Origin of the sequence: Treponema socranskii subsp. socranskii VPI DR56BR1116 = ATCC 35536 (genome assembly GCF_000468115.1) — a bacterium.
Lineage (GTDB): Bacteria > Spirochaetota > Spirochaetia > Treponematales > Treponemataceae > Treponema_D > Treponema_D socranskii.
In genome coordinates this window covers 1-25,620 of the sequence record NZ_AVQI01000037.1, presented here as the reverse complement: position 1 = coordinate 25,620, position 25,620 = coordinate 1, and the positions used below count along the sequence as shown (strand labels likewise).

Sequence of the window (25,620 nt, the reverse complement as noted above, 5' to 3'; positions counted from 1 at the left end):
TGGGAGACACTCGCAAATCCTGCGCGGGGAACTTCGCACTTCGTGCTCGTTGCAAGTCGCGCACTGCTCGGATTTGCTCGTTCTTCCCTAAATATTTTTTTTTCATTACACTGCGTTTATGAATTATATTGCGCAAGGGCTGCCGAAAGCGGGCGATACGGTTGTCGTCGGGCTTTCGGGCGGAGTCGATTCGACGGTTACGGCGCTGCTCCTCAAACAGCGGGGCTGCAATGTCATCGGCGTGACGATGTCCTTAGGAAAGGGTAATTTGCTCGAACTTTCCGGCGGTAAAAAATCGCGTCCTTCGTGTTACGGTATCGATAAATCGGAAGATATAGCGGAGTGTGAAAAATTCTGCAATGAAAACGGCATCCCTTATCGCGTCATCGACGTTAAAGACGAATATCAAAAACAAGTGATCGATTATTTCAAATCGGAGTACCGCGCAGGCAGAACGCCGAATCCGTGCATCCGCTGCAATCGTTTTATTAAATTCGGTGCGCTGCTTGAAGGCGTGCAAAAGCAGGGCATCGCCTACGATTATTTTTGTACCGGTCACTATGCGCGTATCGTGCGGCCGGATGCGGGGCTTTGGCACACCGATGCGAAACCCGCGATGATAGCGACGGCTCTCGACAGCGTAAAAGATCAAACGTATTTTTTGTATCGGATTCCGTCAGCGACGCTCGAACGCGTGCGCTTTCCGCTCGCGGAGATCGGAAAAAAAGACGTGTTCCGTATTGCGAAGGAAAATCGCCTCGCTGCTTCGGAAAAAGCCGAAAGCCAAGATTTTATCTCGCCCGAATATTTCGATGCTCTGTTTTCCGATAAAGAATCGCTTCCGGGCGATATCATCGATCTCGACGGGCGCGTGCTCGGCCGTCACCGCGGCATCGAACACTATACGATAGGGCAGAGGAGGGGGCTCGGCGTATCGTCGGGGAAACCGCTGTACGTTCATTCGATCGATGCAAAAAACAATCTCGTTATCCTTTCGGGAAGCGAAGATTTGGATGCGCGCTCTCTCATCGCCGACGACTTCGTGTGGCCGGGTGATGTCGTGCCGGATGCTCCGTTCGATGCGCTCGTAAAAATCCGCTTCGCTTCCCGTCCGATACGGGCTCGCGTTGAACCCTATGCGGCGCAAACGGGGGAGTCGTTTGCCGGAAAGCCGTACCGTATTTCGTTCGCGGAGAACGCGCACGCCGCAGCGCCGGGTCAGTCCACCGTGCTCTACATCGACGGCGTTATCGCAGGCGGCGGCATTATCCGCAGAGCCGACAAAGATGTGTGAGGGATCGAATTCGGTTTGAAATTGATATTTAACCTATTGACAAAGTAGGAAATAATTTGTACAGTCGCCATGACTGAACTTAGGAGACAATACTATGAAAAAGAGTATTTTAGCGATTGCAGCGGCCGCCGCAGTATCGGTCGGCTGCTCGAAAAAATCGGAATCGAAAGTGCTGACGGTCGGCGCAACGCCCGAACCGCACGCGGCGATCCTCAATCTGCTCGTCGACGATCTTGCAAAAGAAGGTATTACGCTGAAAGTACAGGAATTCACCGATTACGTCGTGCCGAACGAAGCGGTCGAATCGGGGCAGATCGATGCGAATTATTTTCAGCATCTTCCGTACATGGAGTCGTTCAATAAAGAACGCGGCTTTCATCTCGTAAGCGTTGCGGGCATCCACATCGAACCGCTTGCGCTGTATTCGCATAAAGTAAAAAGTGCGGACGATCTGCAAAACGGAGCGGTGATCGCGATTCCGAACGATCCGACAAACGAAGGCCGCGCGCTGCTTTTGCTGCAGTCGAAAGGTTTGATCAAACTCGACGATAAAGCCGGTCTCACCGCCGTTCCCGCCGACATCATCGAAAACCGCTTGAATCTCAAATTCCGCGAAATAGAAGCGGCATCCCTTCCGCGCACGCTCGACGACGTCGACGCCGCGGTTATCAACGGAAATTACGCGCTTCCCGCGGGACTTACCGCTTCGAAAGACGGACTCCTCGTCGAAGGCGCGGACTCGCCCTATGTCAATATACTCTGCGTCAAAGACGGCTTACAAAACGACGAACGCATTAAAGCGCTTGTCAAAGCGATGACGAGCCAAAAGGTAAAAGATTACATAGCCGAACATTATCCGAACGGCGAAGTTATTGCGGTATTTTAATAAATCGTCAGAGAATACGATGTCGCCGTTACTGCACCCAAGATGTCGGTGAGGGCGATGCCGAGCGTATTTTTCCCCGGCGTCAACGTCGCTTCTCCCAAAAGCTGCAGACGCTCGTCGGGGTAGAGCGCTTCTTTCGGATAATTTTTTCGCCCTACGGCATAGACGGAGACCCCGTTTTGGATGAGCTGGTCGTAAGATATTTCGTCGGCGACGATGCCGTTTACGACGACGCGCGTCTTATACGGAATCGCGACACTTTGCCGTTGGCGGTACACGCGATATAATCCCGCAGGCAGCGTTCTCTGTACGAGCAAATCGTAACGCATACCCTTGTTTTCGAGCGTAATGCCGGTGAGGGAAAGCGCGAGTTCTTTGCCGATTCTCGGCATGAGGACGCGCGGATTTACGGCATTGCCGTTCGCCGTGTCGATCGTTTGAAATTCGAGGCTTGAGCGCCCCTGCTGCCAGCCTGCGTTTCCGCTTGAACCGAAAACGGTTCCCGTTGTCGCCTTTTCCGATGTGTAGAGAGAGGGAGGGATCGTTTCCTTGTCAATATTTCCGTACACCGTTATGAGGTCGTCGTCGTGTGCAAGTATGACGGCGTTTCCGAGCGTCGACGGGAAAAATACCGAATCGTCGTCGTATTCGTTTATGACAGCGACGACGTATCCGTTGTCGGCGGCTTTTATGTCCGACGCGTCGGCGAAGACGAGAGAAGTGCTGATTATGCCGCCGCGGAGCTGGCCGAAATACGAATAAAACGTATCCGACATCACTTCGTTCTGCGGCCAGTCGAACGCCGTAAGCGGCAAAGCTGCAAGGAACAGTGCCGCAAGCAACGGTACAACAAACATCGATTTTCGTTTCATAGTTTTCCCGTTAATTTTTTGCAATCCGTATTCGCGAAACGGACGAATCTTTTCCGACAAAGAGATTGTCGCCGTCCGTACGGATAAACGCGGTTTCGGCGTCAAATGAAAAGGATCCGTTCATTGTGTCGAATTTTTCAATTATGTATACCGTATACTTCGCATCGTCCTTTGTCAGCACGAACACGAGATCGCCCGATTCTTGAAGGGAAATCGCCTGTCCGCGAATCGCAAGGTGAGAAGCTTTGCCGCCCTTCGTATCGACGATGCCGAGCGTGTCTTTATAATTGTACCACACGACCGAGCCGTCTTTGCTGAACTGCACGAGGCGTTGGAGAGGGCTGCTTTGCGCGATGTATTCGTGAAAGACGATTTTCGTCTGCGCATCGTATTTTTTCATCAACACGAAGCGTTGCCGGTTTTGTCCCGAAATCAAAGCGATCATCGAGCCGTCGGAAGAAAGGGCGGCGCCGAGAATTACTTGATAGTCGCTCCCGCCGGGAGAAAATTTTTGAATCATCGTTCCGTCGGCGAAAAATTGCCTCACCGTTCCGTCGGCAAATCCCGCAACGCAGCCGGAAGACGACGAATCGAAAGCGGTGATCGGAACCGTGCCGTTGTATTCCCACATACGCTTTCCGTCGGAATTGCACTCGACGAACGAAGCACCGCCGGCTAAAAAGACAAAGATGCGGTCTTCGTCGAAGAGCGGAAAACCGCTTTCGTTTATCGTACCGGCTTTTTCTCCGTCCGGCTTAAAAAAATCGATCGATGAACCGTAGGTATTGTACGGGGCATAATACCGTTCGGAAATTGCGGCTTTAAACGGAAACGTTTCAACCGACAAAAGCGTGCCGCTTTCGGTAAAATAGCCCATCGTCTGTCCGAGCTTAAAATACAGAGGCTTTTCGCCTGAGGCGTCCGCTTTTTGCATCTGCGCGTTTAATTCGAGTTTCCATTGCGGTATAAACTGATGTTCTCTACCGATCGGCTGTGCAGCTAAAATAATATATACGATACTGAAAGCGATGCCCAAAAAGACATAAAAAGCGACGCCTTTTTTATGTTTCATGATGGAAAATATGCTATAATAATACGGAAAACAAGTCAATGACTTGATGCGTAGTTTTATTGGAGGCTTTATGACAATCGATGACGAACAGCTGCACTCTCTTTTTGAAAAAGCGCTCGAAGCTTCAAAGTATGCATACATTCCCTATTCGCATTTTCCCGTCGGAGCCGCCCTGCTCACGGAAAACGGAAAAATTTTTACCGGAGCAAATATCGAAAACCGATCTTTCGGGCTTACGAACTGCGCCGAGCGCAGCGCTATTTTTACCGCCGCTTCTCAAGGCGTGCGCGCTTTTATCGCGATCGCAATTGCGACGCCCGCATCCGATTATCCGGTCGGCCCCTGCGGCGCGTGCCGGCAAGTGCTCAGCGAATTCGCGCCGGATGAAACGCCCGTCGTATTCGGCCCGGACTGGAAGCGCTGCGTCAAAACGACGCTCGGCGTGCTGTATCCTTACGACAGTTTGCACGAACTCGCGTCGAACGGCGGTGGCAGCTGAAACCCGCAGTTTCGGAGATGGTGTAATATAAAACAATGCTGTTTTTATGAAAACGATGTAAAATATTGACAAGATATCGCAAATAGTACAGAATTATTTAACTATGGAAGACACAATCCTCACCATCGAAGAAGTTGCAAATTACCTCCGCGTTTCCGACCGTACCGTCTACGATTGGGCGCAGCGCGGTGAAATCCCCGCAGGCAAGATCGGAACCGTGTGGCGATTTAAAAAATCGGAAGTCGAAAAGTGGGTCAACGAGCGCCTCTCTTCTGCTTCGATCGGACGTATGACAGATGATGTCGTGCAGGTAAAAAACATACTCGCGCCGAACCGCATCATTTTTATTTCGCAAGCTTCACGGCACGACGCGCTCGTCGAACTGGCGACTGCGCTTTCGAGCGCGCCGCAAGTAAAGCATTCCGACGAACTTATTTCCGAAATCTTAAAGCGGGAAGAGCTTATGTCTACGGCGATCGGGCGCGGCATCGCAATCCCGCACGTGCGCCTTTCGTCCGTCACCGATTTGGTTATGGCGGTCGGCGTGTGCAAAACGCCCGTCACTGATTTCCAACCCATTGACGATATACCCGTTTCCCTTTTGTTTATGATAGCAGCGGCGTACAATCAGCATTCGTACTATTTGCAGACGCTTTCGTATTTTTCGGCAAAGCTCAAAAAAAAGGAGCTCCGCGACAGCCTCTTAAACGCCGCGACGACCGACGACGTATATAAATTATTAATCGAAGCGTAAGCGCGATTGGCGATTTACGGGAGCTCCACTGCAATCCATTTTTTCGCATCGCTGAAATCCGAAGCGATTAAACCGAGGGACACGTGAGCCGTCGTCTCTCCGAGTAAAAAATCTTTTCCGCCCGAGCTCATGCGCGCATTTTCTTTCGGAGATACGGACGGAACGAGGGCGCCGAAAAGAGCGTGGCTGTAATCGCGCGATACGAAAAGCGCACACTTCGTTCCCGCGTTTTCCAGGAGAGTGCAGAGCAAAAGACTTCGCGTGTCGCAATCCGATCCGCTTCCGGTGAGGGCGGCGGGAAGGGATGTAAAATCCGCGGCATTTATTTTGCGCTCATAGCGAAACCCCTGCACCCAAGTCAAAAGAAGCGATGCAAAAGCGGTATCGGGATGTTCGGGATTTACGGCCGCAGCATCTTCCATGAGCGCGCTTTGCACATCGAAGGCCGTCCGCTTTAGGCGGCCGCAGCTGTCGCGGAAAATCGCGCGGTAATAGCGCTGCCACGCTTCTTTCCACAGCGGACTTGCCGCGTACATTTTTAAAACCGCAAATTCCATATCGATGACGAAATCGGCTGCCTCTTCGTCTTCCGCACCGATGCTCGTGCGAATCGTTCGTCCGTTGATCGAAAGCTCTATATCTTTCCGTTCGGCTGCGGGATAGGCATAGCGCGCGACGATGCCTGCTCCCCTATAGCTTCCGCGGTCGACGGCGAGGGAGTTTAAAATCGATAAGATAAAAGGTTCGCAGTTTTTTTCGTTTCGTTCGTTCGCATAGCACAAAACTGCGATGTGCGTTCCATTTAAAGGAAGTTCGACCGCGAGCGCCCAGCCCTTATAGCTTACTCCGCCGAGCGTCATCGAAAAGGTTCCGAGCGACGAATCCGTGCCGCGCCATTCGAACGATTCTTTTTCGCCCCTTCCGTCCGGCAGTTTTCCGACGGCACCGTCGAAAGCTTGACCGCTCGATTCATAGGTACCGCTTTTATAGAGCTTTATCGCAGTGACGACCGGAACGTTCGCGTATGAAAAGAGGTAGGACGTGCCGTCGTCCGTCGCGTCCGAAAGTTTGAAACCTTCCGGCATATCGAGCGCCCAGCCGTATGTGTTGTCGACGACCGTTTCGGAAGCGACGGGGGATATGCCGCAGAAGAAGATAAAAGCCGTGCAGACTGCGGAAAAAAAACGGGCAAAGCTTCTTGTCATTTTACGGTACCTCATCTATAGTTATCGAAATGAATACGATCCCCATTGTATACGAAAACGAAGAGATCATCATTATAAACAAACCCGCAGGCGTTTCGGTACAGGGCGGTGAAGGTATCGCTCATCCGCTCGATAAAGAGCTTCCCAAACAGACGGGGCACGAAATTTTTCTCGTACACCGCCTCGATAAAGATACGTCGGGTCTTATGATCGCGGCAAAAACAAAGAGCGCTGCCGCCAAGTGGTCAAAGCTCGTCGCTTCCCGTGCGGTAAAAAAAGAATACGATGCGATTTGCATCGGAACTTTTTCGGAGCGACAGGGTGTAATAACGGACGATGTCGTGCAGCACGGAGAGATAAAACGGGCGGTGACGCAATATGCGGTAAGCGAAGTTTTCGAAATCGACTGCGGCGGAGAAAAGCTTTCGCTTTCGCTCGTTCATCTGACGCTCGAAACGGGGCGTATGCACCAAATACGCATCCACTTGGCAAAGAAAGGATGTCCCATCGCGCTCGACGACAAACACGGAAACTTTGCAAAAAATAAATTATTAAAAAAATACTGCGGTACGAAACGGCTGCTCTTATGCGCATCGAAGCTTTCTTTGCCGCTTTCGGGAAAAGAAAAGATCGTGCGCATCGCATTGCCGGATTATTTCGGAAAACCGATCCGCGGACAGTAGCCGATTTTTCATTGTTTTGGGAAAAGCTCTAAAAACGCGGTTAGATTTTTAGCGATGCCTTTTTATCGCCCTCTTTGTCCCGTTTCCGGGCGATCTGTTTTTGCTTTTCGGACGTGAGGAATTCGTCGAGAACCGTAATCTGCACTTTTTGATTCGGCTTTAGAGAAAGCTTTTCGAGCGGCACAAAGGTTTTTCCGTCAAAGTATCCTTCGATTGTCATACGCATACTATAACGCGAATATCCGCTTTTGTAAATCGCGGTAGATTGCCGCAGCAAGCGCTTCTGTCATATTGCCGGCGCTGTGATAAAATTATTTCAGCTTTTTTGATTTTTGCCGACAGCTTACACCGTATGCATAAAACACTATCCTCCATAAGCAGAGTAGATTTTCATTCCTTTTTTCCACAGTATTGCGCAAAAAATACCGAGCGCTGTTATCCAGCCGAATGCTTTGCATAAAGAAAGAAATGCGGTGTGCATCGGCATGTCATCAAGCAAAAGACTTACCGGAATATGGGAAATAAAGGCAAAGGGTAAGTTCTTTAAAAGACTAAACACCGATTCGGGTAAAAGGGCAAGCGGGAAAATAATACCGGCAGAAATATTTTTAAGTACCCGTATCGATGTATAGAGTGAAGAAACACGCGAAAAATAAAAACTATAGAGTGCTATCAAAAAATCGATTAAAAAATTGATGAGATAACCTGCGATCAAAAAGAGCACAAAAAATAAAGCCTTCCATAATGATAGTGTAAACACAAAATATCTTTGCAGCAAAAAATATAAAACCGTAATCGGAAGGGCATTCATAACAATGAAAATAAAACGATGAGGTAAATCGGAAGCAAGTTGATACAGCGCATAATTATACGGTTTTATAAGATACTGATTGAGTGTGCCGAGCCTTATATCATCGGAAATTTTAAATACGGAAACCGTTGAAGTAATATTGTAGGTTATCAAAGTCAAAAAGTAATACGATACTATACCGTCTGCTTTAAAAGGCATATCTTTACTTTGATAACTGACGGCAATCCATAACAATACATTAACTGTAAAAGGAAACAGTGAAAATAAAAATCCGGAAATAAAATTAACTCTATATTCCAATTGATTTGCCAAACTTATTTTAAAAACTTTGTAATATGCATTCATAGTATAGACTCACTCGATGTATACAATCTTCTGATAACATCTTCCATCGAAATATTTTCAATGGTAATATCGCTTAACTCTTCAATAAAATCATTGGAAATATTTTTTAATATATCCAAACTCGCAGTTGAGTCAGCAGAAATTTTAACCGTATCTTCTGCAGTTTTTTCTGCAAAAAAATTACCTTTTTCTTGCAAGGCTTTTATAATTTTATCCGCTTTCAAGAATTTTAATTTTAATATAAAATATTTTTTATTTAAAAATTTATTTTTAAAGTTAATAAAAGAATCGGAATATATTTTTTCTCCCTTATTTATTAAAATCAATTCCGTACAAAGGGAAACAATATCGTTAAAATTATGACTTGTCAGTATGAGGCTTGCATGATATTTATTGCAATAATGTTTTAGAAAATCCCTTATGTTATATTGCGTAATTATATCAAGACCTATTGTCGGTTCATCAAGAAAAATAAGTTTCGGTTTGTGAATTAAAGCCGCTATCAATTCCATTTTCATTCTCTCTCCTAAAGACAGTCTTCTCACCTGAACATTCACCTGTTTTTGTACGCCGAGTATTTCAATCATTGTATGCAGCGTTTTTTTGTAATCGGCATCTTCAACCTCGTAAATGGTTTTATTAAGCTCAAAAGAATCAACGGCAGGCAAATCCCACCAGAGCTGACTCTTGTTTCCCATCACCATCGAAATTTGCCTGAGGTATTCTTTTTTCTTTTCAAAAGGATTGTGCTGTAAGACGGTAAGACTTCCTTCTGTCGGCAATATTAAACCGGATAACATTTTAAGTGTTGTCGTTTTGCCTGCACCGTTTAAACCGATTAAGCCCGTTATCGAACCTTGAGCAATTTCAAAGGAAAGATTTTTAACCGCAGGTTTATATAGTTTTTTACGTTTAAACAAATTTTTGATACTGCCTTTAAGTCCTGCATCTTTTTGATAATATGCATAACTTTTGCAGATATTTTCTGCAACAATAATTTTTTCGTTACTAGCTGCCTGATCCGACATAACGCCTTACTCCTTCTTTAAAAATAAAATTCGATAATAAAAAAAATATAAAACTTGCCGCAAAAGAATAGAGAATATAACTCACGGATAAGTCTTTAACGGCAAACAAAATAGGAAAATTAAAGCACACAAACAGCGGAATGACAAAGATAAGAATTTTTTGAAGCAACCGCGGATATATCTGCATAGGTTTATTTCCGATGGTAATCAGCTCGGAACCTATGCCCATAACAATATCCATCCGCATAAACCAAAAAGCCAAACTCATCAATATAAACATAATCGAATAAATCAAAAAAAAGCCGTTCAACGAAAGTAAAATATACAGTAATAATTTTAAAGAAGTCATCCGTATATTCAGTTTTATAAAACAATATGTCAAACCGGTAATATTTATGATAATATTTTTTATTTGCGGAATATCAAACTCATTAAATGAAATGGTAAAACGCTGATTCAATGGTTTTAATAATATAAAATCCAAGGTGCCGGTATTGATCATTTCTGGCAATCTTTTTAATCCAGGCACTATCAAAAAAGTAAAAACGGAATCCATAAGTCCGCCTTGAAAGGTCAGCATCAGCATTCGGTACTTATCCCAGCCGTTTACCGTTTCGGTATGAATAAAAATCGTATCTATAAAAATGAGATACATAAAGAGCCATACGAGTTCAAAGGTTCCGCCGCTTATAAAATTGAACTTATATTCCATTAAGTTCATAAGAGAACCTTTAAAATAGGCTTTTAATATTAAAAGATATTTTTTCATCGCACTGTATCCGTCCAAAAATAATCTATACCCAATACATTATCACAGGACGGCGACAGCTATATGTCGTAATTAGATAAAAAAATTTTAGCGGTTTTTATAAGCTCTTCTTTATAATCTTTAGGAGATACGACGGTTACAGCATCTCCGAAGCTAAGGAGTAAGGCCTTCCACAGCCGTTCTTTTGCAGGAACATGAATATGGGTTTTACATTTTTGTGAAGAAAGTTTTTCGATAACGGAGTCTGGAAAGTATTCTTCGATGAGCGGAATTTCTTTTTCGGAAAAAATGATTTCTATATTGATGCAAGTTTTATAATACGCCAGCTCGGCTTCTTTCATCTTTTGTTGTATATCGCCGTGTTTTATAAATGATCTTTCTTTTGAGAGGACCAGGTTTTGCATCCGAGCAACCTTAAAGGTTCGATACTCTTTTGTTGCTTTAAGGTATGCAAACAAATACCATGCATACCATTTATAATGAATTGCAAGGGGCTCCGCACAAATATGCGAACTTTTTCCTTCGGAATTGCGGTAATCGAAAACGATATAGTTCTTACCGCCGATGGCTTTTTCCAAAAGCATATTGGAATCTTGCACCTTTTTATTTTCTTTTGTAACGCTAAAATCCCAAAAGACTTTTTGCCCGCCCTCCTTTTCGATAATGGCATTATATTTTTCGATTAAGGAATTGAGCTTGTCATTTGTATATGAAGTAGCAAGACTTTCCAAAGCACTTATAATAATTTGCTGTTCGCTGTTTTTGATGTTGATGTTTTTTATTTTATAATTTTCCAAAACGGCATAGCCGCCATACCTTCCGCCCAAGGTGTACACGGGTATACCGGCTTCGGCTATGCTTACCATATCACGCTGAATAGTCCTGACCGATACGTTAAAGTGCTCAGCTAAGTATTTTGCAGAGACTTTTTCATGATTCAATAAATGGATAATTATTTCAAGAAGCCGTTCAAGTTTCATTCTTTCTCTCTTTTTGATTCATCATTTCTAATTCCTCACTAACATTTCTATATCAAACTGTTCTTCCATTTTTTCATATCTTAATCGCCTATTTTATTAAGTGCTATTTGTTGATTTTCATTTTTTGCTTACTCAGCTAGTATATCAAAAAATGAGGTTGGAAAATATCTTAAAAACAGTATAATTATAGCTAATATTTAATTGTTGAAAAGCTTTTGCATGATAAAAGAAATAAATACATATCAACCGGAGATTATGACCATATATACATTGTTCGAAATCCAAAGACAAAAAAAGCGGCTTATTATGACATAGAACATGAAGAACTCTTCGGTGTGAAGCGTCTTTCCCATACTGTTGCCGCTCACCTGCTCCGCCCGCTACATCTTCCCTTCGTACACGAGCAGATCTTTTCCGTCGATCGTCACGGTCAGTCCGTTTTCGATCGCACCGGCGGCTTTTCCCGCTTCGTTCAGCCAAACGATATTCGTGTTTATCATTTTCATCGTGTCGGCGGGGATTTCGTTCGCGCCTTCCGAAATGACGCCGTCGACGAGGCGGAGGATCGGGATCCAGCTTTCGTCGAGGGAAGGGCAGACGAGGATTTCGCCCGTTTTGCGGCGGAGCATCGAAACGGCGTCTTCGGGCGAAGAGGCTTTTACGATTCTTCCGGAAACGCGGGACACGTCGGATGCTTCTCCTCCCGAGCGGCCGCGCGCCAGTACGTTTCCGACGAGGAGAACTCGGATCGTGTTTACGGGGATCGGGCTTACGAGCGGGATGCCCGCGCACAGGATGATTCTGTCGCTTTGGCGGCCAAAGCCGTTGTCGAGGGCGATCTTTACCGCGTTTTGCACCATGTCTTCGCTGTCGTCGGCCGTTTTCGAAACGAGCGGGAAAACGCCCCAGTCGATGAGCATTTGCCGCTGTACTTGCTCGTTCGGCGTGACGGCGAGGATGGCCTGTTCGGGGCGGAACGTGCTTATCATGCGAGCGGTGTTGCCGCTCATCGTCGGGACGATGATGACGAGCGCTTTCGTTTTGTCGGCGGTTTCATACGCCATCTGCGCCATAATCCTGCCGATCGTTACGTCGCCTTCAGGGATCGGGGGAGCGGCTTTGATGCGCGAGCAGTATTCTTCGCTGTCTTCGACCGTTTGTGCGATACGCGCCATCGTTTCAACCGCTTCGGCCGGATATGCTCCGTTTGCCGTTTCCCCCGAAAGCATGACGGCGTCGGTGCCGTCGAAAATGGCGTTCGCGACGTCCGTGAGTTCCGCCCTTGTCGGGCGCGGATTGACTATCATCGAGTCGAGCATTTGCGTCGCGGTGATGACGGGCTTTCCCGCCCTGCGGCACTCTTCGATGATGCGCTTTTGTGCAAGCGGAATGCGCTCTATCGGAAGCTGCACGCCCATGTCGCCCCTCGCAACCATAACGCCGTCGGCCGCCTGCGCAATTTCGGCGATATTGTCGAGACCCTCTTCATTTTCGATTTTGGCGATGATTTTCATATTCGAACCGAGCGATTCGATATAGCGCCGTATTTCGTGTACTTCGCTCGCAAAGCTCGTAAAACTTGCGGCGATAAAGTCGCAGTTCATCCGTACCGAAAACGCGATATCGGCCTTATCCTGTTCGCTCATAATCGGAAGCCCCGCGTGCAGACCGATGAGGTTGACGTTTTTTTTGCTGCCGATAGTCGCCGTATTCGCCGCCGTACACACGACCTTTGTTCCGTCGGAAGATTCGACGTCCAATTCGAGCAGGCCGTCGGCGATGAGGATTTTATGCCCGCTTTGAATACGCTTCGGCAAGTCGCGCCACGAAAGCGAAATATGCGCCGCGTCCTTTCCGTTTGCCGCGGTGACGGGACTGTCGTCGGCAGTGACGATGACGCGCTCTCCTTTGTTTACCGTAATCGTTTTATTGTCCGGCACGATACCCGTTCTGATTTCCGGGCCTTTGGAGTCCATCATAAGCGCGACCGGTTTTCCGATTTCGCGCGACAGGCGCCGGATGCGCTCCATCATATCTTTTTGGCTTTCGTGCGTACCGTGTGAAAAGTTAAAGCGCGCGATATCCATACCCGCGCGTATCATCTTTGCCGCAATGTCATCGTTATTGCTTGCGGGTCCTATCGAACAGACGATCTTTGTTTTTCGTAACGACATGATGCGAGTATAGCACAAAATGCTTTTTGTGTCCGTACAGGGGAATTACATGATTTGAACGGATTCGGGCAATAGGGCTGTCTCAAAAGCGCATCCTTTTTCGACAGCCCGTATCGCATTACGGCCTGCACACTACGCGAAGGCCTCTATGGTCTTCCATCTTATCAGGAAAGCCGCCGTTCCGAAAGGCACGATGGGCGTTATCTTTGTTGTGCGCATAAGCGCCACCGCGATAGACACGCATAGCACCCGTAGCAGCGCCGGTATAGTCTAGCGGCAGCGGATTGGACAAACTACCGTACCGATCCCAGCACCATTCCCATACGTTTCCGGTCATGTCGTATAAGCCGTAGTCGTTCGGCTGTTTTTTCTTTACTTCGTGGGTTTTGTTGTTGCTGTTTTCAGAGTACCACGCATAGTTTTTGAGTTCGCTTTCGGTATCGGTTCCCGCCCATTTGTAATCTATACCGCCTTTGGCAGCCCATTCCCATTCGGCTTCGGTGGGCAATCTAAAGCCTTTTTTAGTCCAATCAATCATGTTGGGTACTTGGCCTGCCGCTGCATTGCGTATGTCGTAGACGTTCCCGTCTATCCAATACACGCATTCGCTACCGGCGCCGCCGTTTACCTTTTTGGTAAGCTCGTTGCAAAAGGCAATGCAGAAGTACCAGCTTATGGTTTCTACAGGGCGCTTTGCCTGTTTTTCCCCTTCATCGGGAGGATTTCCTGCTCCCTTAAAATGACTCGGATTACCGCCCATCACCGCTTGCCACAGCTCCTGCGTTACTTCGGTTTCTCCGATGTAATAAGCGGAAAGGCTTACCGTGTGCGGTTTGTTCTGGTCTTCTTCGTCACGGCCGAGAGTTCCGTTCGTTACGGCTTCTATGCCTTTCATCGTAAAGCTTACGCCGCCTGCCGTGTAGGTTTCATCGGTGTATCCGACAAATTTATCCGCCTGCGTGCCCATCTTTGCGGCTTTATTTTTGTAGGCGGTAAGCTGCGTCAGTTTTACCCGTATGCTGCCTGTCGTCAGACTTGTACAGCCGGCAAAGTCGTTATTAAAGTGTCCGTCGTTGTAATCGCACTTGAGCGTCGCGCCCGTTAAGGCGGCGCAGTCTTTAAAACATTCTGCCATCTCTGCAACGTTTGCAGGAATTATTGGGGCTGTCTTTAAGGCGGTGCAGCCTTCAAAACAGTTATCCATATTCACAACGCCCGCCGGAATAACCGGAGCTTCCGTTAAGGCGGTACAGTTGTAAAAACACTCTGTCATATCCGTAACTTTTGCGGGAATTATCGGAGCCGTTTTTAAGGCTGAACACTCGAAAAAACAGCCGCTAAAACCCGTAACGCTTTTAGGAATTGCCGGAGCTTCTTGTAAGGCGGTGCAGCTTTCAAAACAGCTGCCCATACCTGTAACGCCTTCAGGAATTATCGGAGCGTTTTGTAAGGCGGTGCAGCCTCTAAAACAGTCTTCAATACTCGTAACGCCGTGAGGAATTGCCGCAAGGCCTACCACATTATTGCAGCCGCTAAAGCAACGGTACATATCGGTAAGACCTTCAATGCTTTCAGGCAATTTAAGCCCTATCTTTTTAGGAGAAGCACCGGCAAGTTTTTTCCCTAAGGCGCTTGCGTCGGTCGCAGAACCTTTTAAGTCGGCAGCCGGTATGGCGCCGGTTATCTCGATGTAGTTAATCCCCGTTTCGGATGCCTGATTTGTAAGATAGTCATCCAGTTTGTCGTAGGGCACTTGCACATAGGTGATACTCGGCGTTCCGCCGGAATCGCTGCCGTTCGAACAGCTTATCGCCAGACCGGCGAACAAAACTACGGCTATGGCGAGCGCCGCCCCTCTCTTAAAGGCATGCGCCTTTTTTTTGCTTGTTTTCATAAACAACTCCTTTCAGTGAAAATTGATAAGAAAATAAAAAAATGCACGGGGACGGGATGTCCTTCGTGCGTACGGTGCGGTGTGTATATTGTGCGCCCATTATGTGCGGGCGGTCGGTGTGCGGCGGATGAGCGAAATCAGTCCTCAGCGGAGAAGCGGAGGAAAGATGTGGTATGCGCTCTCTCATAAGTTTAGTATACGGCATATAATAATGATTGACAAGTAGCGCATTCCGTTTTGCCTTACCGGAGGGGGTAGCGGACGAGTGCATGAACGGAGCGGCGGAAAACGATAGTTTTACGTTCGTGGAGTGAAAAGGGCGGGAGCGAGGGGGAGACTTCCCCCGCCTGTAAAAAAATCTAAACACGCCCTTCTTTTATTCCGATGATAAGAGTGTGGATAATAGACACAGGGAGGAATCCGTGAAAAAATTATCGATAGCGCTGTGTTCGCTTTTGTGCGGCGTTTGCTCGTGGGGAACCGATATTTCGTTTCAAGTCGTCCAGCATAACGATGCGCTCGATACGGTACGCGAACAGACGCTCGTCATCGAAGATCAAATTCTCGATTACTTTTTTAATTTCGGCGATATCGTTACGAACGAGCCTGCCGTCGTGATCGTTCCGGAAGCTGCGGAAAACCTGTGGAGGACGGCGTATGCGTTTGCCGTCACGGGAGGAGCTGACTATTTTGTCGAGCTGCGGCTTTTTTACAGCGGCAAAGCTTCCCGCGATCCGGCACACATATCGCTCAAGGATCTTGAGCGCGTGAGTTGGACGATCGCCGACGTAAAGACGGGAAAAAAGATCGCGGAGGCGAAAGCGAAAGTTCGAAAACCCGCATCGGGAAAGACGGATGCCGCAGGCGTCAAAGAATACGCGGCTTCGATCGCGGAAGCGATGCGGAAAGCGATACGTAAGGACATCGATAAAAAATCGAAACGCTGACAAGCGATAAGGATAGAGTCATGGTAAAAAAGATCAATCTGCTTTTTTTATTGATCGGCTGTCTGCTGTTTGCATCGTTCAGCCCTTCGCTCGACGGACGCGCCGTCGTCGCCGATCCCGGTACGCTGCCCGAAGGTTATTTTGCAAAGACGGTCGGCTATCTTCCGGGCGACAGCATTATAGTGTCGAACCTCGCATCGGAAAAGACGCTCGATATCCTCGTCGTAGGTTCGCTCGACCAATCGGAAGGCGTTGCGATTCTGTTGTCGCCGGAAGCAGCGGCGGAACTCGGCATCGTAAAAGATTCGAACGTCATCGTAAAAATCACAAAGCGGAGCGGGCAGCTCGACGAAGCGGTTTCGGGAACGGCCGTTATCGCCCAAGGGGAGGTGCCGCTTTCATCCGGTCTTTCGTCGAGTGCGGAGCCTAAAGCCGACGCTGGACGTGAAGATAGTGCGGATGAAAATGCCGGCGAAGAGCATACGGAACAACCGGAAGCGGGGGAATTGATTGCCGAAGCCGAAGACGATACGGAACGGGCGGAAACCGGCCTTGAAAGCGCGGGCTCGGAGCTCGCTAAGGCTGAAAGCGATATTGCGGAAGCTGAGGCGATTTCCGATGAGCGCGTGAGCGACGAACCGATTGTGACGGAAGCCGATGATGAAGTGAGCGAACGCATCGCCGAGGAAACGGCTGTGCAAGAGGAAGCTTCCGATGAAAGCGAAGCCGTACCCGAAACGATAAGCGCGACCGAAGAAGCGGTGCCCGATGAAAAAATTATCGCAGAAGATATGCCCGAAGATACACGGGAAATTTCGGAAGCGATAGCGGAAGACATACCGACGGAATCGGAAACGGCAGACGAAAGCCGAGTGACGGATGAGCCCGTCGTAACGGAAGCGGAAACGGATGAAACGCCCGCGGCGGTTGAAGATGCCGCACTTGCCGAAAACGCATCTCCCGTCGAAGAAGCGATTTCCGATGAAAAGATCGAAGCCGTTTCTCCGCCTGAAGAAATAGCGGATATCGCAAGCGATCCGGCGCAAAAAAGCGACGAAGCTCGGGCAGACGAAGCGGAAGCACTTATCGCCGAACCCGTCGAAAGCGTACCTCCCGCCGACGACAATTCCTATACTGCAATCGTGCTTACACAAGATGATGACGATCGCAGCACGAAAAGTACGGATGAAACGTCTGTCAAAAGTCAAACGAGCGAAACCGTACAAACCGAAGTCGAAAGCACGACGGTCGCCGCCGAAAGCTCGGTTTCCGTTTCGTCATCCGGCGCTGCGCTCGCATCTGCGACTGCAGCTTCGATAGCGCACGAGTACGGCGCACGTACTGCGGAAAATCTTTCGTCGCTCGACAAAGGAACCTATTACGTGCAGATAGCGGCTTTTTCGGCTCCGTCCAATATCCGCGAAACGCTCGGCAAGTACGGCCGCGATTATCCCGTAACGCTCGTACCTCTCGCATCGGGGGGCGCGACGCAGGTTATGATCGGACCGCTTTCCGTCGACGAATACGCGGTCGTTTTGGAGCGCTTTAAATCGTACGGTTACAAGGATGCGTTTATTCGAAAAATACGCTGAACGCAAGCGTGCGGTAATTAATAATTATTAATAAAGGGGCTGTTGAAAAAGTAACCGACTTTTGAGACAGCCCCTACTATATAAGACTCGATTATTTTACTTCGTATATCCAGCCTTTCGGCGCGGGGATATGTCCCATCTGTATACCCGTAAGCGTGTCGTAAAGCTTTTTGAGTACGGGGCCCATGCCGTTTTCGCAGGAGGGAAAGCGTATGTTCCTGCCGTGATCGTATATGCTGCACACGGGAGAGATAACCGCCGCCGTTCCGCACAGGCCGCATTCGGCAAACGATGCAAGCTCGCCTTTGTCGACTTTCCGCTCTTCGACGGGGATGTGCAGGATGTTTTCCGCGATGTACACGAGTGAACGGCGCGTGATCGACGGAAGGATCGTATCGGATTTCGGAGTGACGATTTTACCGTCATGCGTGATAAAGAGAACATTTGCGCCGCCCGTCTCTTCGATAAACGTATGAGTGGCGGGATCGAGGTAGATGTTTTCGGCAAATCCGTTTTTATGCGCGTCGACGATGTTGTGCAAACTCATCGCGTAATTGATGCCCGCTTTAATGTCGCCCGTTCCGCGAGGTGCTGCGCGATCGGAGTCGGAAATGCGTACGACGATCGATTTGACGCCGCCTTTAAAATACGGGCCGACGGGAGTGACGAAGATGCGGAATTGATATTCGTCGGCAGGCTTTACGCCGATGACGGGATTTGCACCGAACATATAGGGACGGATATAGAGCGTCGCGCCGCTTCCGTAAGGCGGCACGTAAGCTTTATTTGCTTTTACGACGGAGAGGACTGCTTCGACGAAACGTTCTTTCGGAAACACGGGCATTTCGAGGCGTTCGCACGAGCGCTCCATGCGTTCGGCGTTTAAGTTCGGTCGGAACGTAACGATGCGGCCGTCTTCGGTCGTGTACGCTTTGAGACCTTCAAAGCAGGTTTGCGCATACTGCAGGACGCCCGCGCATTCGGAAAGGGAAACCGTATCGTCGGAAGTGAGTTTGCCGGCGTTCCACTTGCCGTTTTTAAATTCGGCGACGAAACGCTTGTCCGTCTTCATATAGCCGAAGGGGAGATTTGCCCAGTCGATTTTTTTAATCGATTTTTTTGACGCAGGCTTTGCCGTCGTCTGTTTTTTTGCCGCGGATTTTACCGTCTGTTTCACCGTTTTTTTTGCCGTCGCTTTCGATGCCGCCGCTTTTTTAGCACCGGCCGTCGCCGTCTTTGTCGATTTTTTTACCGCTTTTATCGTCGCCATATCCACGCTCCAAAATGCGCCGCCGCTTTGCCGCTGCGGACGTGTTAATAAAAATTAATTCGATTTTAGCGCGCACGAACTTTTTTTTCAATATGTTTGCAATAGTGTTCCATAATAACCGCCTGCGTATACTTTCGCGTATTATCCGAAACCGTTGTGCGCGATTAGTGGACAGCGCCGCCGTGTTTTCGTATAATGCGCGAGTGATGAAGTCGATTTTTGCAATCTGTGTCTTTACCGCGCTTTCGTGCGCTTTCGCATACCCGGACGACGCTTTTTTTGCGCTGCCCGAAGCGAGCCTTTCCGACAATGAAACGCCGAACGCCGAACGTTCGCCGAACAGCTTTTTTCCGTATCTCGTGGGATCGGGCGATTACTTCGTATTAAATCCTATAACGGATCCGATCCTCATCGGAAGCGGTATCGGGCTTTTCGTTGTCGATCTCAATCTGCATCGTTTAAAAAACGATCGACGTTTCGACGGCGCTCTGTACGATCGTGACGATGTGAGCGCATTCGACCGCTGGGCGATGCGGCCGTATTCGCGCGCGCTTGATATAACGGGAGATGTGTTTATAGGATGTACGATGGCGACGCCGCTCGTGTTTGCCTCCGTCGACAAGCGCGAATGGATTACGATCGGTCTCATGTACGCCGAAACGATGCTCCTCACGCACGTCGTAAAGGATTTGATAAAATCGCTTACGTTTCGTCCGCGTCCCTATATGTACTTCGACGGTTATCCGCAAAAGTACGTCGATTCGGGAGATTGGAACAATTCTTTTCCGTCGGGACACACGATGCAAGCCTTTGCCGCAGCTTCGTTTACGAGCTTTGTGTTTGCGATGTATTTTCCCCGCTCGCTGTGGAATATTCCCGTGAGTGCCGGATCTTATGCGCTTGCGGCGACGGTCGCCGTGCTGCGTCTTTCCAGCGGCAATCATTTTTTAACCGACGTGCTTTTCGGTGCCGCTTTCGGTACGGTTTTCGGTATCGGCGTGCCGCTTTTGCACCGGATCGGCATCGGCACAAAGGATTCGTCTGCGAAAAAGAAAAGGGGCGCTTCACTTACCGTACTTCCGAACGGATTTCAAGCCGTCGTCAGGTTTTAACAAAAAATCCGGCAGAAAACAACAATAAATGCGAAATATTTCAAATTATATCACGATTTTCACTTGTAATAGTTTTACATTTACGCTATTGTGTCATTATGTGTGCTGTGTCTGATGGACGCATGCGCGGCGTGTAAAGCCGCATCTATCGATTTTCCGGATCCTGTATAGTGCTTCCTGTCAGTCCCGTCACACAAATCAACAACCCCGACGTAGCCTCGCAGCGAAGCTTCAAGCGGCATCGGGGTATGTTGTTCTCATAAAGTGGTTGCAGTCGGTTTTAATACCCTTTGTTACGACGCAGAGCGTCGGGGTATTAAACCCTCCGCACGAATAACGGGCGGGCGTTTGCCCGCAGGGTACAGGTATACACATGGATTCAGAAGACATCTCTTTCGAAGACCTCGGTCTGGACGAACAGACCCTGGCCGCAGTAGCCCGTAAAGGCTTTATCACTCCTTCTCCGATTCAAGTTCTTGCAATCCCGCGCCTTTTGGACGGAGACGCAAACGTCATCGCGAGAGCGCGTACGGGAACGGGAAAAACTGCCGCGTTCGGCTTGCCTCTCGTGCAGCGCTTGAGGGGCGGAAGCGATCACGTCAAAGCGCTCATCCTTGAGCCGACGCGGGAACTTGCCGTTCAGACGTGCACCGAAATGCAGTCGTTCACAGACGGAACGTTTCCGCGCACTTGCGTCGTCTACGGCGGCGCGTCGATGCTGTCGCAGATACGCGATTTGAAACGCGGCGTTGAAATCGTCGTCGGTACACCCGGCCGTATTCAGGATCACATCGAACGCGGTACGCTCGACATCGGCAAAATCGATTATTTTATCCTCGACGAAGGCGATGAAATGCTCGATATGGGTTTTATCGAAGATATCGAAGCGATTTTCGAAAAAGCCAATCCCGCGAGCCGCATCCTGCTTTTCAGCGCGACGATGCCTGCTCCGATTCTCAAAATCGCTTCTCAATTTATGGGCGAATACGAAATCGTCGAAGAAGAAGGCGTCGTCGACGAGCCGCTGCTCATCGAGCAGAAATTTTGGGTGCTCCGCGAAAGCGAAAAGATAGACGCCCTCGTGCGCCTCATCGATATTGCCGACGATTTTTACGGCCTCGTCTTTACGCAGACGAAGATGGACGCCGACACCGTCGCGCGCCAACTCGACGAACGCGGCTACGAAGTCGCAGCTCTCCACGGAGACGTTGTGCAGAGCCAGCGCGAAAAGATCCTCGCGAGATTCCGCCGAAAAAAAACGCGCATTCTCGTCGCGACCGACGTCGCCGCCCGCGGTATCGATATCACGGGCTTAAGCCACGTCGTCAATTATTCCCTTCCGTTCGACGGTGCGACGTACGTGCACCGTATCGGACGCACGGGCAGGGCGGGAGCTGCGGGAACGGCGATCACCTTTGTCCGTCCCGAAGAGCGGAAGCGCAAACTCAGCTATATGCAAAACGCGATCCGAAAAAGCACGAAGGGCGAACTAAAAGAAGAAGCCGTTCCGACGGTCGAAGAAGTCGTCGCAAAAAAACGGGAGCGGCTTTTCGATAAACTTAAAAGCGATATCGGCTTGTCTCCGCGGCACGATCGCATTTTGGAATCGGATGATGCCGATAAATTAATAATTAATAATTCCGATGCACAGACGGATATCTCCGCTTCGAATGCCGAAAGCGATATGTACGGTGTGCCCGATGCGGATGGGCAAAACGATGTGTCCGTTGAGGCTGCGGCAGCCGACGCGAACGCGCAGAACGATACGGAAACGCATGATGATGCGGAAGTTCAAAAGACGGCGCTCATCAAAGCCGATTCTCTGTTTGCGGAAATGGCGAAAGAGCTGTGCAAAGACAACGACGCCCAAGACGTGCTTGCGGCGGTTATGTCCGTACTCTACGGCACATCGCTCGATGTTTCCCGCTACGGAAAGATTGCACGTCAAAAAGGCGAAGCGGGGCGAAACCGCGCTTCGTTCGGAGAGGCCGGCGATCAAGTGCGCCTCTACGTGCAGATGGGACGGCGCGACGGATACGGTCCGCGCGAAATTGCGGATTATTTCAGCGATCTCCTGCATATTCCGGGGCGCTTCGTCGACCGCATCGATATGGCCGCAAATTTTACGCTGTTGAGTCTTCCCGCCGATTCGGCAAAAAAAGCGCTCGAACTGTCCAAAAGGGGCGGCGACGTTCCGCACATACACGTCGATTCGAAATCCGGCGGCTTTGAAAAAAAATCGCGTTCATCGTTTCGAAGCACAGGCGAATCTTTCGGCGGAAAAAAGAAAGCGGGACGTTTTGAAAGGAGCGCGGGCGGTTTCGGCGAAAAAAAATTCAGAGCGCACGGTAGGCCGAACGTACATACGCCGACGGAGCGGAGCGGAAGCGCAGGTTTGTATAGGCGTAAATCGTCTGGAAGGGCGGAACGCTTTTAGGTCGAACGTCGATTTTTAAAAATAGCAATCGATACGGCTGCGTTTTCGGCGAGAACTTCGTTCGTTTTGTGCGCGTCGTTCGGCGGTTTTATTCGTGCGACAATTCCCGCCGGATATCGTCGAGGCGGTCGAGCCGCCTCTGATCGAGTGCGACGAAAATATTTTTTTCCTGTGTCGGAAGCACAAGCCCTTTCTGCCCGTTTTTCGCGCGGCGGAGATATTTTACTTTCGTATAATAGACGTCGGCTTTTCCCGCTTTGCGTCCCTTCGAATAGTAGACTGCAAGGTTTGCCGCGTCGAGCAGCACATCGCGCGGTACGGTTTTTCCCGGCCGGTTTTTAATAAAAACGTAGCCGCCCGGAAAGTCGCGTGCGTGCAGCCACATATCTTCACCTCGGACGTGGCGGCGTAAAAGTTCGTCGTTTTCGTTCGCGTCGCGCCCCGCGATGATGTACCAGTCGTCGACCGTGTAGTCGAGACCCGGATGCGCTTTTTTCTTTTGCTGCTCCGGTTTTGTGTTCCGTCTGAGCATCTGTTCTATCTTTACGGGATTTTGTTCGCGTATGATGTCGCCGTAGCGTTTGTCGAGGGCTGCGATCTCCTTTTCTTCGATTTCGATATCGTGAATGAGCTGTTCCGCTCCTCTCGTTTCTTTCCGATAGCGCTCGTAATATGCCGCCGCATTTTCCTGCGCGTTTTTTTTCGGATCGATTTTGATCCTAACCCTTCCTCCGGTATCGTAATCTTCGCATTCGAGAAATTCGCTTTTGCCGTCGAGCAAGTGTCCGAAAGATAATATCAAATCGCCCTGATGTTTGTATTGCCCTGCATTTTTAAAAGATTCCCGTTTTGCTTTCAGCCGTTCGAGCGCCCCTTCTTTTTTCGATTTTTGTGCGGCATACCATTTTTCCGCCTGCGCCAAAAGTGCCGCGCGGGAAAGAGAGCGGGCATGCTCACCGTACCACATATCGACTTTTTCGTTAAACGAAAGAGGGGCGGCATCGGGATGTTCCCTTGCGTAGCGCTCTTCAACATCGCCGAACGTGCGGACGGGATGCTCTTTTTGTAGGGACGCTCTCTCGCCTTCGGGAAGCGCAAAGGTACCGCCTGCGATTTCGCCCTTTGCAGGACGGCGATACATCGTATCGAGGATTATGTTCGATTCCGTACACAATACGATATTTGCAGCTCCGCTCCACAAACGTATGTACATGATAAAATTTTCGTCGGCGTGCGTAAGCGTCATTTTAATAATCCGCTCAAAACCGACTTGAGCGCAGAATGTAATCCGGGAGCCTTTGATGTGCGATTTTAAAAATTCCATAAAGCGCAGCGGCTTATCGTTCCGCGTGATTTTCCGTTTCGTCTCGTGTATGCGGCATGAAGCGTGCGCGGTGCAGATAAAAAGCGTGAGCGCCCTTCCGTTTTTATACGTGCAGAGCACGAGCGTATCGTAACCGGGCTGAATGATGTCTTGAATAAAAGTACCTTCGAGGTCGAGTTCCGAGAGGATTGCGTTTATTTCGTTGCAGTTGAGCGACACGGTATTTTCTCCGGTGATACGGTAGTATAATTTGAAAAACTATTTTTCGCTTCCCTGCAGTTTTGCAATCTGTTCGTTCAGTTGAATTGTCCGGTGCGTTTGTTTTTCGAGGCGCTGTGCGAGCATCCGTGAAAGGAATAAACCGTAGTGCGGATTTTTCCGTATCATTTGAAGAAAATCGCCTTTCGGAATTTTAATAAGTTTGCAGTTGCCGACGGCGAGGATCGTTGCCGATCGTTTGTCGTTGAGCAAAAAGGACATATCGCCGATGAACACGTCGTTCGGCGACATGACGGTAACGAGCTTGCGTCCCGAATAAACGGCGTAACGTCCCGATACGATAAAGAAAAGGTCGGTCGTCGCCTCGTTTTGACGGCAGACGATTTGTTTGTCGGTGTACGTCACCGTTTCGAAATTCGACATGGCTTGCGGCACCGTGTTCGATTCGTCGATTCTGTTGGCGATTTCGAATACCACTTGATTGCCTTTTTCGTTGTACGCGATTTTCGAAACGAGCTCCGACGCGAGACTGATGCCTCTGCCGTGCAATTCTCCGTCGGGCACGTTTTTGTTGCCGATATATTTTCGCCAATCGAAACCGTCTCCTTCGTCCTGAATCGATATGGTCGATTTTTGTTTTCCGATCGCATACGTGATCGTAATCTGCTTATTCGCGTATCGCGGATCGGCGGCGCGCTCCGTGATGAGGCTGAATACATCTCCGTGCTCTTTCATCCATTTTGTTTTTTCATCGTACGAGATATGTAAGTTTCCGTGTTCGAGCGCGTTTGTTAAGAGTTCGGTAAGCGTCATCTGGAGATCGCTGCGGTCGTCGCTGTTTATGCGATTCGTGCTGTATAAATAATTAATAAGAAACGATGTGTAAAATCTGATATCGAGCGGATCATTACCGCAGACGAAAGTACCGTTTTCTTCTCCGCCGAAATCCTCCTGCATGCCGCGGCTCAACAGAAACTTTTGATTTTGCCACAGGATACGCAGCAGGTGAATAAAATGAACTGAAAAATCGTTTATCGTTTGAATTGAAAGGATGTTCGAATCTTTCAGTTCTTCGAGCTCTCGCATCTGCTTTCTGTCTTTGCAGACTGCGATGATACCGCCGTAGTGCAGCCACGGATCGTCGTTCACTTCGGAAAGAATTTTAGCACAGTCGATGTTTGCGGAAGTGTAGTCGAGTATTTTTATTTCCGGCAGTTCATAATTGATATAGCTGATGATATCATCGATATCCGTTTTGATGTCGATGCCGAAGTCGTCCGAAAATGCGGTACAGCCTTCCCGTACCGTGTCGATAATCTTTTCATTCGATGAGACAACGAGTATCTTTTTCATGTGGCTATTATAGCAGATATATTTACTTTTTTTCTATTCTTATGGGAGTGGCCGCGGTCACCGGTGGAGCGGTGTATGTTGTAAGAAAAAATTTCTAAAC

22 protein-coding genes are annotated in these 25,620 nt (G+C 48.9%); 9 read left to right on the top strand and 13 right to left on the bottom strand.

Annotated elements, in window-relative coordinates:
• Positions 1-118 precede the first annotated feature (118 nt).
• Positions 119-1,294 (top strand): tRNA 2-thiouridine(34) synthase MnmA, encoded by a 1,176-nt coding sequence (gene mnmA, locus HMPREF0860_RS05630; protein WP_021331072.1) that lies wholly within the window; start codon positions 119-121, stop codon positions 1,292-1,294.
• Between the two features lie 94 nt (positions 1,295-1,388).
• Positions 1,389-2,180 carry a MetQ/NlpA family ABC transporter substrate-binding protein gene (locus tag HMPREF0860_RS05625; protein WP_021331062.1) on the top strand — a complete coding sequence of 264 codons (792 nt, stop codon included), beginning with the start codon at positions 1,389-1,391 and terminating at the stop codon, positions 2,178-2,180.
• On the opposite strand, the gene HMPREF0860_RS05620 is transcribed toward HMPREF0860_RS05625, so the two are convergent.
• Together HMPREF0860_RS05620 and HMPREF0860_RS13240 are read right to left on the bottom strand one after the other, a co-directional pair.
• The gene (locus tag HMPREF0860_RS05620) at positions 2,177-3,052 is read right to left on the bottom strand and encodes a peptidoglycan DD-metalloendopeptidase family protein (protein ID WP_021331060.1); all 876 of its coding nucleotides are present in this window, start codon (positions 3,050-3,052) and stop codon (positions 2,177-2,179) included. The two genes, HMPREF0860_RS05625 and HMPREF0860_RS05620, sit on opposite strands and share 4 nt — an antisense overlap.
• 10 nt (positions 3,053-3,062) lie before the next feature.
• Complete coding sequence (locus tag HMPREF0860_RS13240) at positions 3,063-4,124, bottom strand: hypothetical protein (protein ID WP_021331088.1); 1,062 nt, start codon at positions 4,122-4,124, stop codon at positions 3,063-3,065.
• 70 nt (positions 4,125-4,194) lie between these two features.
• Between HMPREF0860_RS13240 and HMPREF0860_RS05610 the strand changes: the two genes are divergently transcribed.
• Together HMPREF0860_RS05610 and HMPREF0860_RS05605 are read left to right on the top strand one after the other, a co-directional pair.
• Positions 4,195-4,623, top strand: coding sequence for a cytidine deaminase (locus HMPREF0860_RS05610; protein ID WP_021331082.1), 429 nt, complete (start codon positions 4,195-4,197; stop codon positions 4,621-4,623).
• Between the two features lie 103 nt (positions 4,624-4,726).
• Entirely contained in the window at positions 4,727-5,377 is a 651-nt protein-coding gene (locus tag HMPREF0860_RS05605; RefSeq protein ID WP_021331066.1) for a PTS sugar transporter subunit IIA, read from the top strand.
• A gap of 14 nt (positions 5,378-5,391) precedes the next feature.
• Here the strand turns inward: HMPREF0860_RS05605 and HMPREF0860_RS13235 are convergent, their stop codons facing one another.
• Positions 5,392-6,582, bottom strand: coding sequence for a hypothetical protein (locus HMPREF0860_RS13235; protein WP_021331061.1), 1,191 nt, complete (start codon positions 6,580-6,582; stop codon positions 5,392-5,394).
• 29 nt (positions 6,583-6,611) lie between these two features.
• On the opposite strand from HMPREF0860_RS13235, the gene HMPREF0860_RS05595 reads away from it, so the two are divergent.
• Positions 6,612-7,265: an RluA family pseudouridine synthase gene (locus HMPREF0860_RS05595; RefSeq protein WP_021495578.1), complete on the top strand. Its 654-nt coding sequence runs from the start codon at positions 6,612-6,614 to the stop codon at positions 7,263-7,265.
• Between the two features lie 40 nt (positions 7,266-7,305).
• Here HMPREF0860_RS05595 and HMPREF0860_RS05590 read toward each other — a convergent pair whose 3' ends face one another.
• The 7 genes from HMPREF0860_RS05590 to HMPREF0860_RS13230 all read right to left on the bottom strand — a co-directional run bounded on the left by HMPREF0860_RS05590 (position 7,306) and on the right by HMPREF0860_RS13230 (position 15,266).
• On the bottom strand, positions 7,306-7,485 hold the full coding sequence (locus HMPREF0860_RS05590; protein ID WP_038081577.1) for a hypothetical protein: 180 nt from the start codon (positions 7,483-7,485) through the stop codon (positions 7,306-7,308).
• Between the two features lie 144 nt (positions 7,486-7,629).
• Entirely contained in the window at positions 7,630-8,421 is a 792-nt protein-coding gene (locus HMPREF0860_RS05585; RefSeq protein ID WP_021331091.1) for an ABC transporter permease, read from the bottom strand.
• Positions 8,418-9,449, bottom strand: a complete 1,032-nt coding sequence (locus HMPREF0860_RS05580) for an ABC transporter ATP-binding protein (RefSeq protein WP_021495576.1) — start codon at positions 9,447-9,449, stop codon at positions 8,418-8,420. The genes HMPREF0860_RS05585 and HMPREF0860_RS05580 overlap by 4 nt, the downstream gene beginning before the upstream one ends.
• The gene (locus HMPREF0860_RS05575) at positions 9,430-10,218 is read right to left on the bottom strand and encodes an ABC transporter permease (protein ID WP_021329223.1); all 789 of its coding nucleotides are present in this window, start codon (positions 10,216-10,218) and stop codon (positions 9,430-9,432) included. Before HMPREF0860_RS05575 ends, HMPREF0860_RS05580 begins: the two co-directional genes overlap by 20 nt.
• 59 nt (positions 10,219-10,277) lie before the next feature.
• Positions 10,278-11,198 (bottom strand): helix-turn-helix transcriptional regulator, encoded by a 921-nt coding sequence (locus HMPREF0860_RS05570; protein ID WP_021329227.1) that lies wholly within the window; start codon positions 11,196-11,198, stop codon positions 10,278-10,280.
• A gap of 380 nt (positions 11,199-11,578) precedes the next feature.
• On the bottom strand, positions 11,579-13,372 hold the full coding sequence (gene pyk / locus HMPREF0860_RS05565; RefSeq protein ID WP_021495577.1) for a pyruvate kinase: 1,794 nt from the start codon (positions 13,370-13,372) through the stop codon (positions 11,579-11,581).
• Positions 13,373-13,490: 118 nt separating this feature from the next.
• Complete coding sequence (locus HMPREF0860_RS13230) at positions 13,491-15,266, bottom strand: SUMF1/EgtB/PvdO family nonheme iron enzyme (RefSeq protein ID WP_021329229.1); 1,776 nt, start codon at positions 15,264-15,266, stop codon at positions 13,491-13,493.
• Positions 15,267-15,688: 422 nt separating this feature from the next.
• On the opposite strand from HMPREF0860_RS13230, the gene HMPREF0860_RS05555 reads away from it, so the two are divergent.
• A complete protein-coding gene (locus HMPREF0860_RS05555; protein ID WP_021329218.1) occupies positions 15,689-16,213 on the top strand; it encodes a hypothetical protein in 525 nt (174 codons plus the stop codon).
• Between the two features lie 20 nt (positions 16,214-16,233).
• Positions 16,234-17,805 carry an SPOR domain-containing protein gene (locus HMPREF0860_RS05550; RefSeq protein ID WP_021329226.1) on the top strand — a complete coding sequence of 524 codons (1,572 nt, stop codon included), beginning with the start codon at positions 16,234-16,236 and terminating at the stop codon, positions 17,803-17,805.
• 91 nt (positions 17,806-17,896) lie between these two features.
• Here HMPREF0860_RS05550 and HMPREF0860_RS05545 read toward each other — a convergent pair whose 3' ends face one another.
• A complete protein-coding gene (locus tag HMPREF0860_RS05545) occupies positions 17,897-19,075 on the bottom strand; it encodes a branched-chain amino acid aminotransferase (RefSeq protein WP_021329228.1) in 1,179 nt (392 codons plus the stop codon).
• Between the two features lie 206 nt (positions 19,076-19,281).
• On the opposite strand from HMPREF0860_RS05545, the gene HMPREF0860_RS13225 reads away from it, so the two are divergent.
• Complete coding sequence (locus tag HMPREF0860_RS13225; protein WP_162146999.1) at positions 19,282-20,187, top strand: phosphatase PAP2 family protein; 906 nt, start codon at positions 19,282-19,284, stop codon at positions 20,185-20,187.
• Between the two features lie 373 nt (positions 20,188-20,560).
• On the top strand, positions 20,561-22,624 hold the full coding sequence (locus HMPREF0860_RS05535; RefSeq protein WP_021329217.1) for a DEAD/DEAH box helicase: 2,064 nt from the start codon (positions 20,561-20,563) through the stop codon (positions 22,622-22,624).
• 88 nt (positions 22,625-22,712) lie between these two features.
• Here the strand turns inward: HMPREF0860_RS05535 and HMPREF0860_RS05530 are convergent, their stop codons facing one another.
• Both HMPREF0860_RS05530 and HMPREF0860_RS05525 read right to left on the bottom strand, forming a co-directional pair.
• The gene (locus tag HMPREF0860_RS05530; RefSeq protein WP_021495574.1) at positions 22,713-24,167 is read right to left on the bottom strand and encodes an NFACT RNA binding domain-containing protein; all 1,455 of its coding nucleotides are present in this window, start codon (positions 24,165-24,167) and stop codon (positions 22,713-22,715) included.
• A gap of 39 nt (positions 24,168-24,206) precedes the next feature.
• A complete protein-coding gene (locus HMPREF0860_RS05525; RefSeq protein WP_021329225.1) occupies positions 24,207-25,520 on the bottom strand; it encodes a cyclic nucleotide-binding domain-containing protein in 1,314 nt (437 codons plus the stop codon).
• Between the last annotated feature and the right edge of the window lie 100 nt (positions 25,521-25,620).

What these genes read in the sequence shown, in the direction of transcription:
- HMPREF0860_RS05535 (WP_021329217.1), top strand. Translation starts at nt 20,561, where the DNA reads ATGGATTCAGAAGACATCTCTTTCGAAGACCTCGGTCTGGACGAACAG.
- HMPREF0860_RS05590 (WP_038081577.1), bottom strand. Translation starts at nt 7,485, where the DNA reads ATGACAATCGAAGGATACTTTGACGGAAAAACCTTTGTGCCGCTCGAA.
- pyk (WP_021495577.1), bottom strand. Translation starts at nt 13,372, where the DNA reads ATGTCGTTACGAAAAACAAAGATCGTCTGTTCGATAGGACCCGCAAGC.
- HMPREF0860_RS05620 (WP_021331060.1), bottom strand. Translation starts at nt 3,052, where the DNA reads ATGAAACGAAAATCGATGTTTGTTGTACCGTTGCTTGCGGCACTGTTC.
- HMPREF0860_RS05575 (WP_021329223.1), bottom strand. Translation starts at nt 10,218, where the DNA reads ATGAAAAAATATCTTTTAATATTAAAAGCCTATTTTAAAGGTTCTCTT.
- HMPREF0860_RS13225 (WP_162146999.1), top strand. Translation starts at nt 19,282, where the DNA reads ATGAAGTCGATTTTTGCAATCTGTGTCTTTACCGCGCTTTCGTGCGCT.
- HMPREF0860_RS05595 (WP_021495578.1), top strand. Translation starts at nt 6,612, where the DNA reads ATGAATACGATCCCCATTGTATACGAAAACGAAGAGATCATCATTATA.
- HMPREF0860_RS05580 (WP_021495576.1), bottom strand. Translation starts at nt 9,449, where the DNA reads ATGTCGGATCAGGCAGCTAGTAACGAAAAAATTATTGTTGCAGAAAAT.
- HMPREF0860_RS13230 (WP_021329229.1), bottom strand. Translation starts at nt 15,266, where the DNA reads ATGAAAACAAGCAAAAAAAAGGCGCATGCCTTTAAGAGAGGGGCGGCG.
- HMPREF0860_RS05605 (WP_021331066.1), top strand. Translation starts at nt 4,727, where the DNA reads ATGGAAGACACAATCCTCACCATCGAAGAAGTTGCAAATTACCTCCGC.
- HMPREF0860_RS05625 (WP_021331062.1), top strand. Translation starts at nt 1,389, where the DNA reads ATGAAAAAGAGTATTTTAGCGATTGCAGCGGCCGCCGCAGTATCGGTC.
- HMPREF0860_RS05525 (WP_021329225.1), bottom strand. Translation starts at nt 25,520, where the DNA reads ATGAAAAAGATACTCGTTGTCTCATCGAATGAAAAGATTATCGACACG.
- HMPREF0860_RS05545 (WP_021329228.1), bottom strand. Translation starts at nt 19,075, where the DNA reads ATGGCGACGATAAAAGCGGTAAAAAAATCGACAAAGACGGCGACGGCC.
- HMPREF0860_RS13240 (WP_021331088.1), bottom strand. Translation starts at nt 4,124, where the DNA reads ATGAAACATAAAAAAGGCGTCGCTTTTTATGTCTTTTTGGGCATCGCT.
- HMPREF0860_RS05550 (WP_021329226.1), top strand. Translation starts at nt 16,234, where the DNA reads ATGGTAAAAAAGATCAATCTGCTTTTTTTATTGATCGGCTGTCTGCTG.
- HMPREF0860_RS05585 (WP_021331091.1), bottom strand. Translation starts at nt 8,421, where the DNA reads ATGAATGCATATTACAAAGTTTTTAAAATAAGTTTGGCAAATCAATTG.
- HMPREF0860_RS05610 (WP_021331082.1), top strand. Translation starts at nt 4,195, where the DNA reads ATGACAATCGATGACGAACAGCTGCACTCTCTTTTTGAAAAAGCGCTC.
- mnmA (WP_021331072.1), top strand. Translation starts at nt 119, where the DNA reads ATGAATTATATTGCGCAAGGGCTGCCGAAAGCGGGCGATACGGTTGTC.
- HMPREF0860_RS05570 (WP_021329227.1), bottom strand. Translation starts at nt 11,198, where the DNA reads ATGAAACTTGAACGGCTTCTTGAAATAATTATCCATTTATTGAATCAT.
- HMPREF0860_RS13235 (WP_021331061.1), bottom strand. Translation starts at nt 6,582, where the DNA reads ATGACAAGAAGCTTTGCCCGTTTTTTTTCCGCAGTCTGCACGGCTTTT.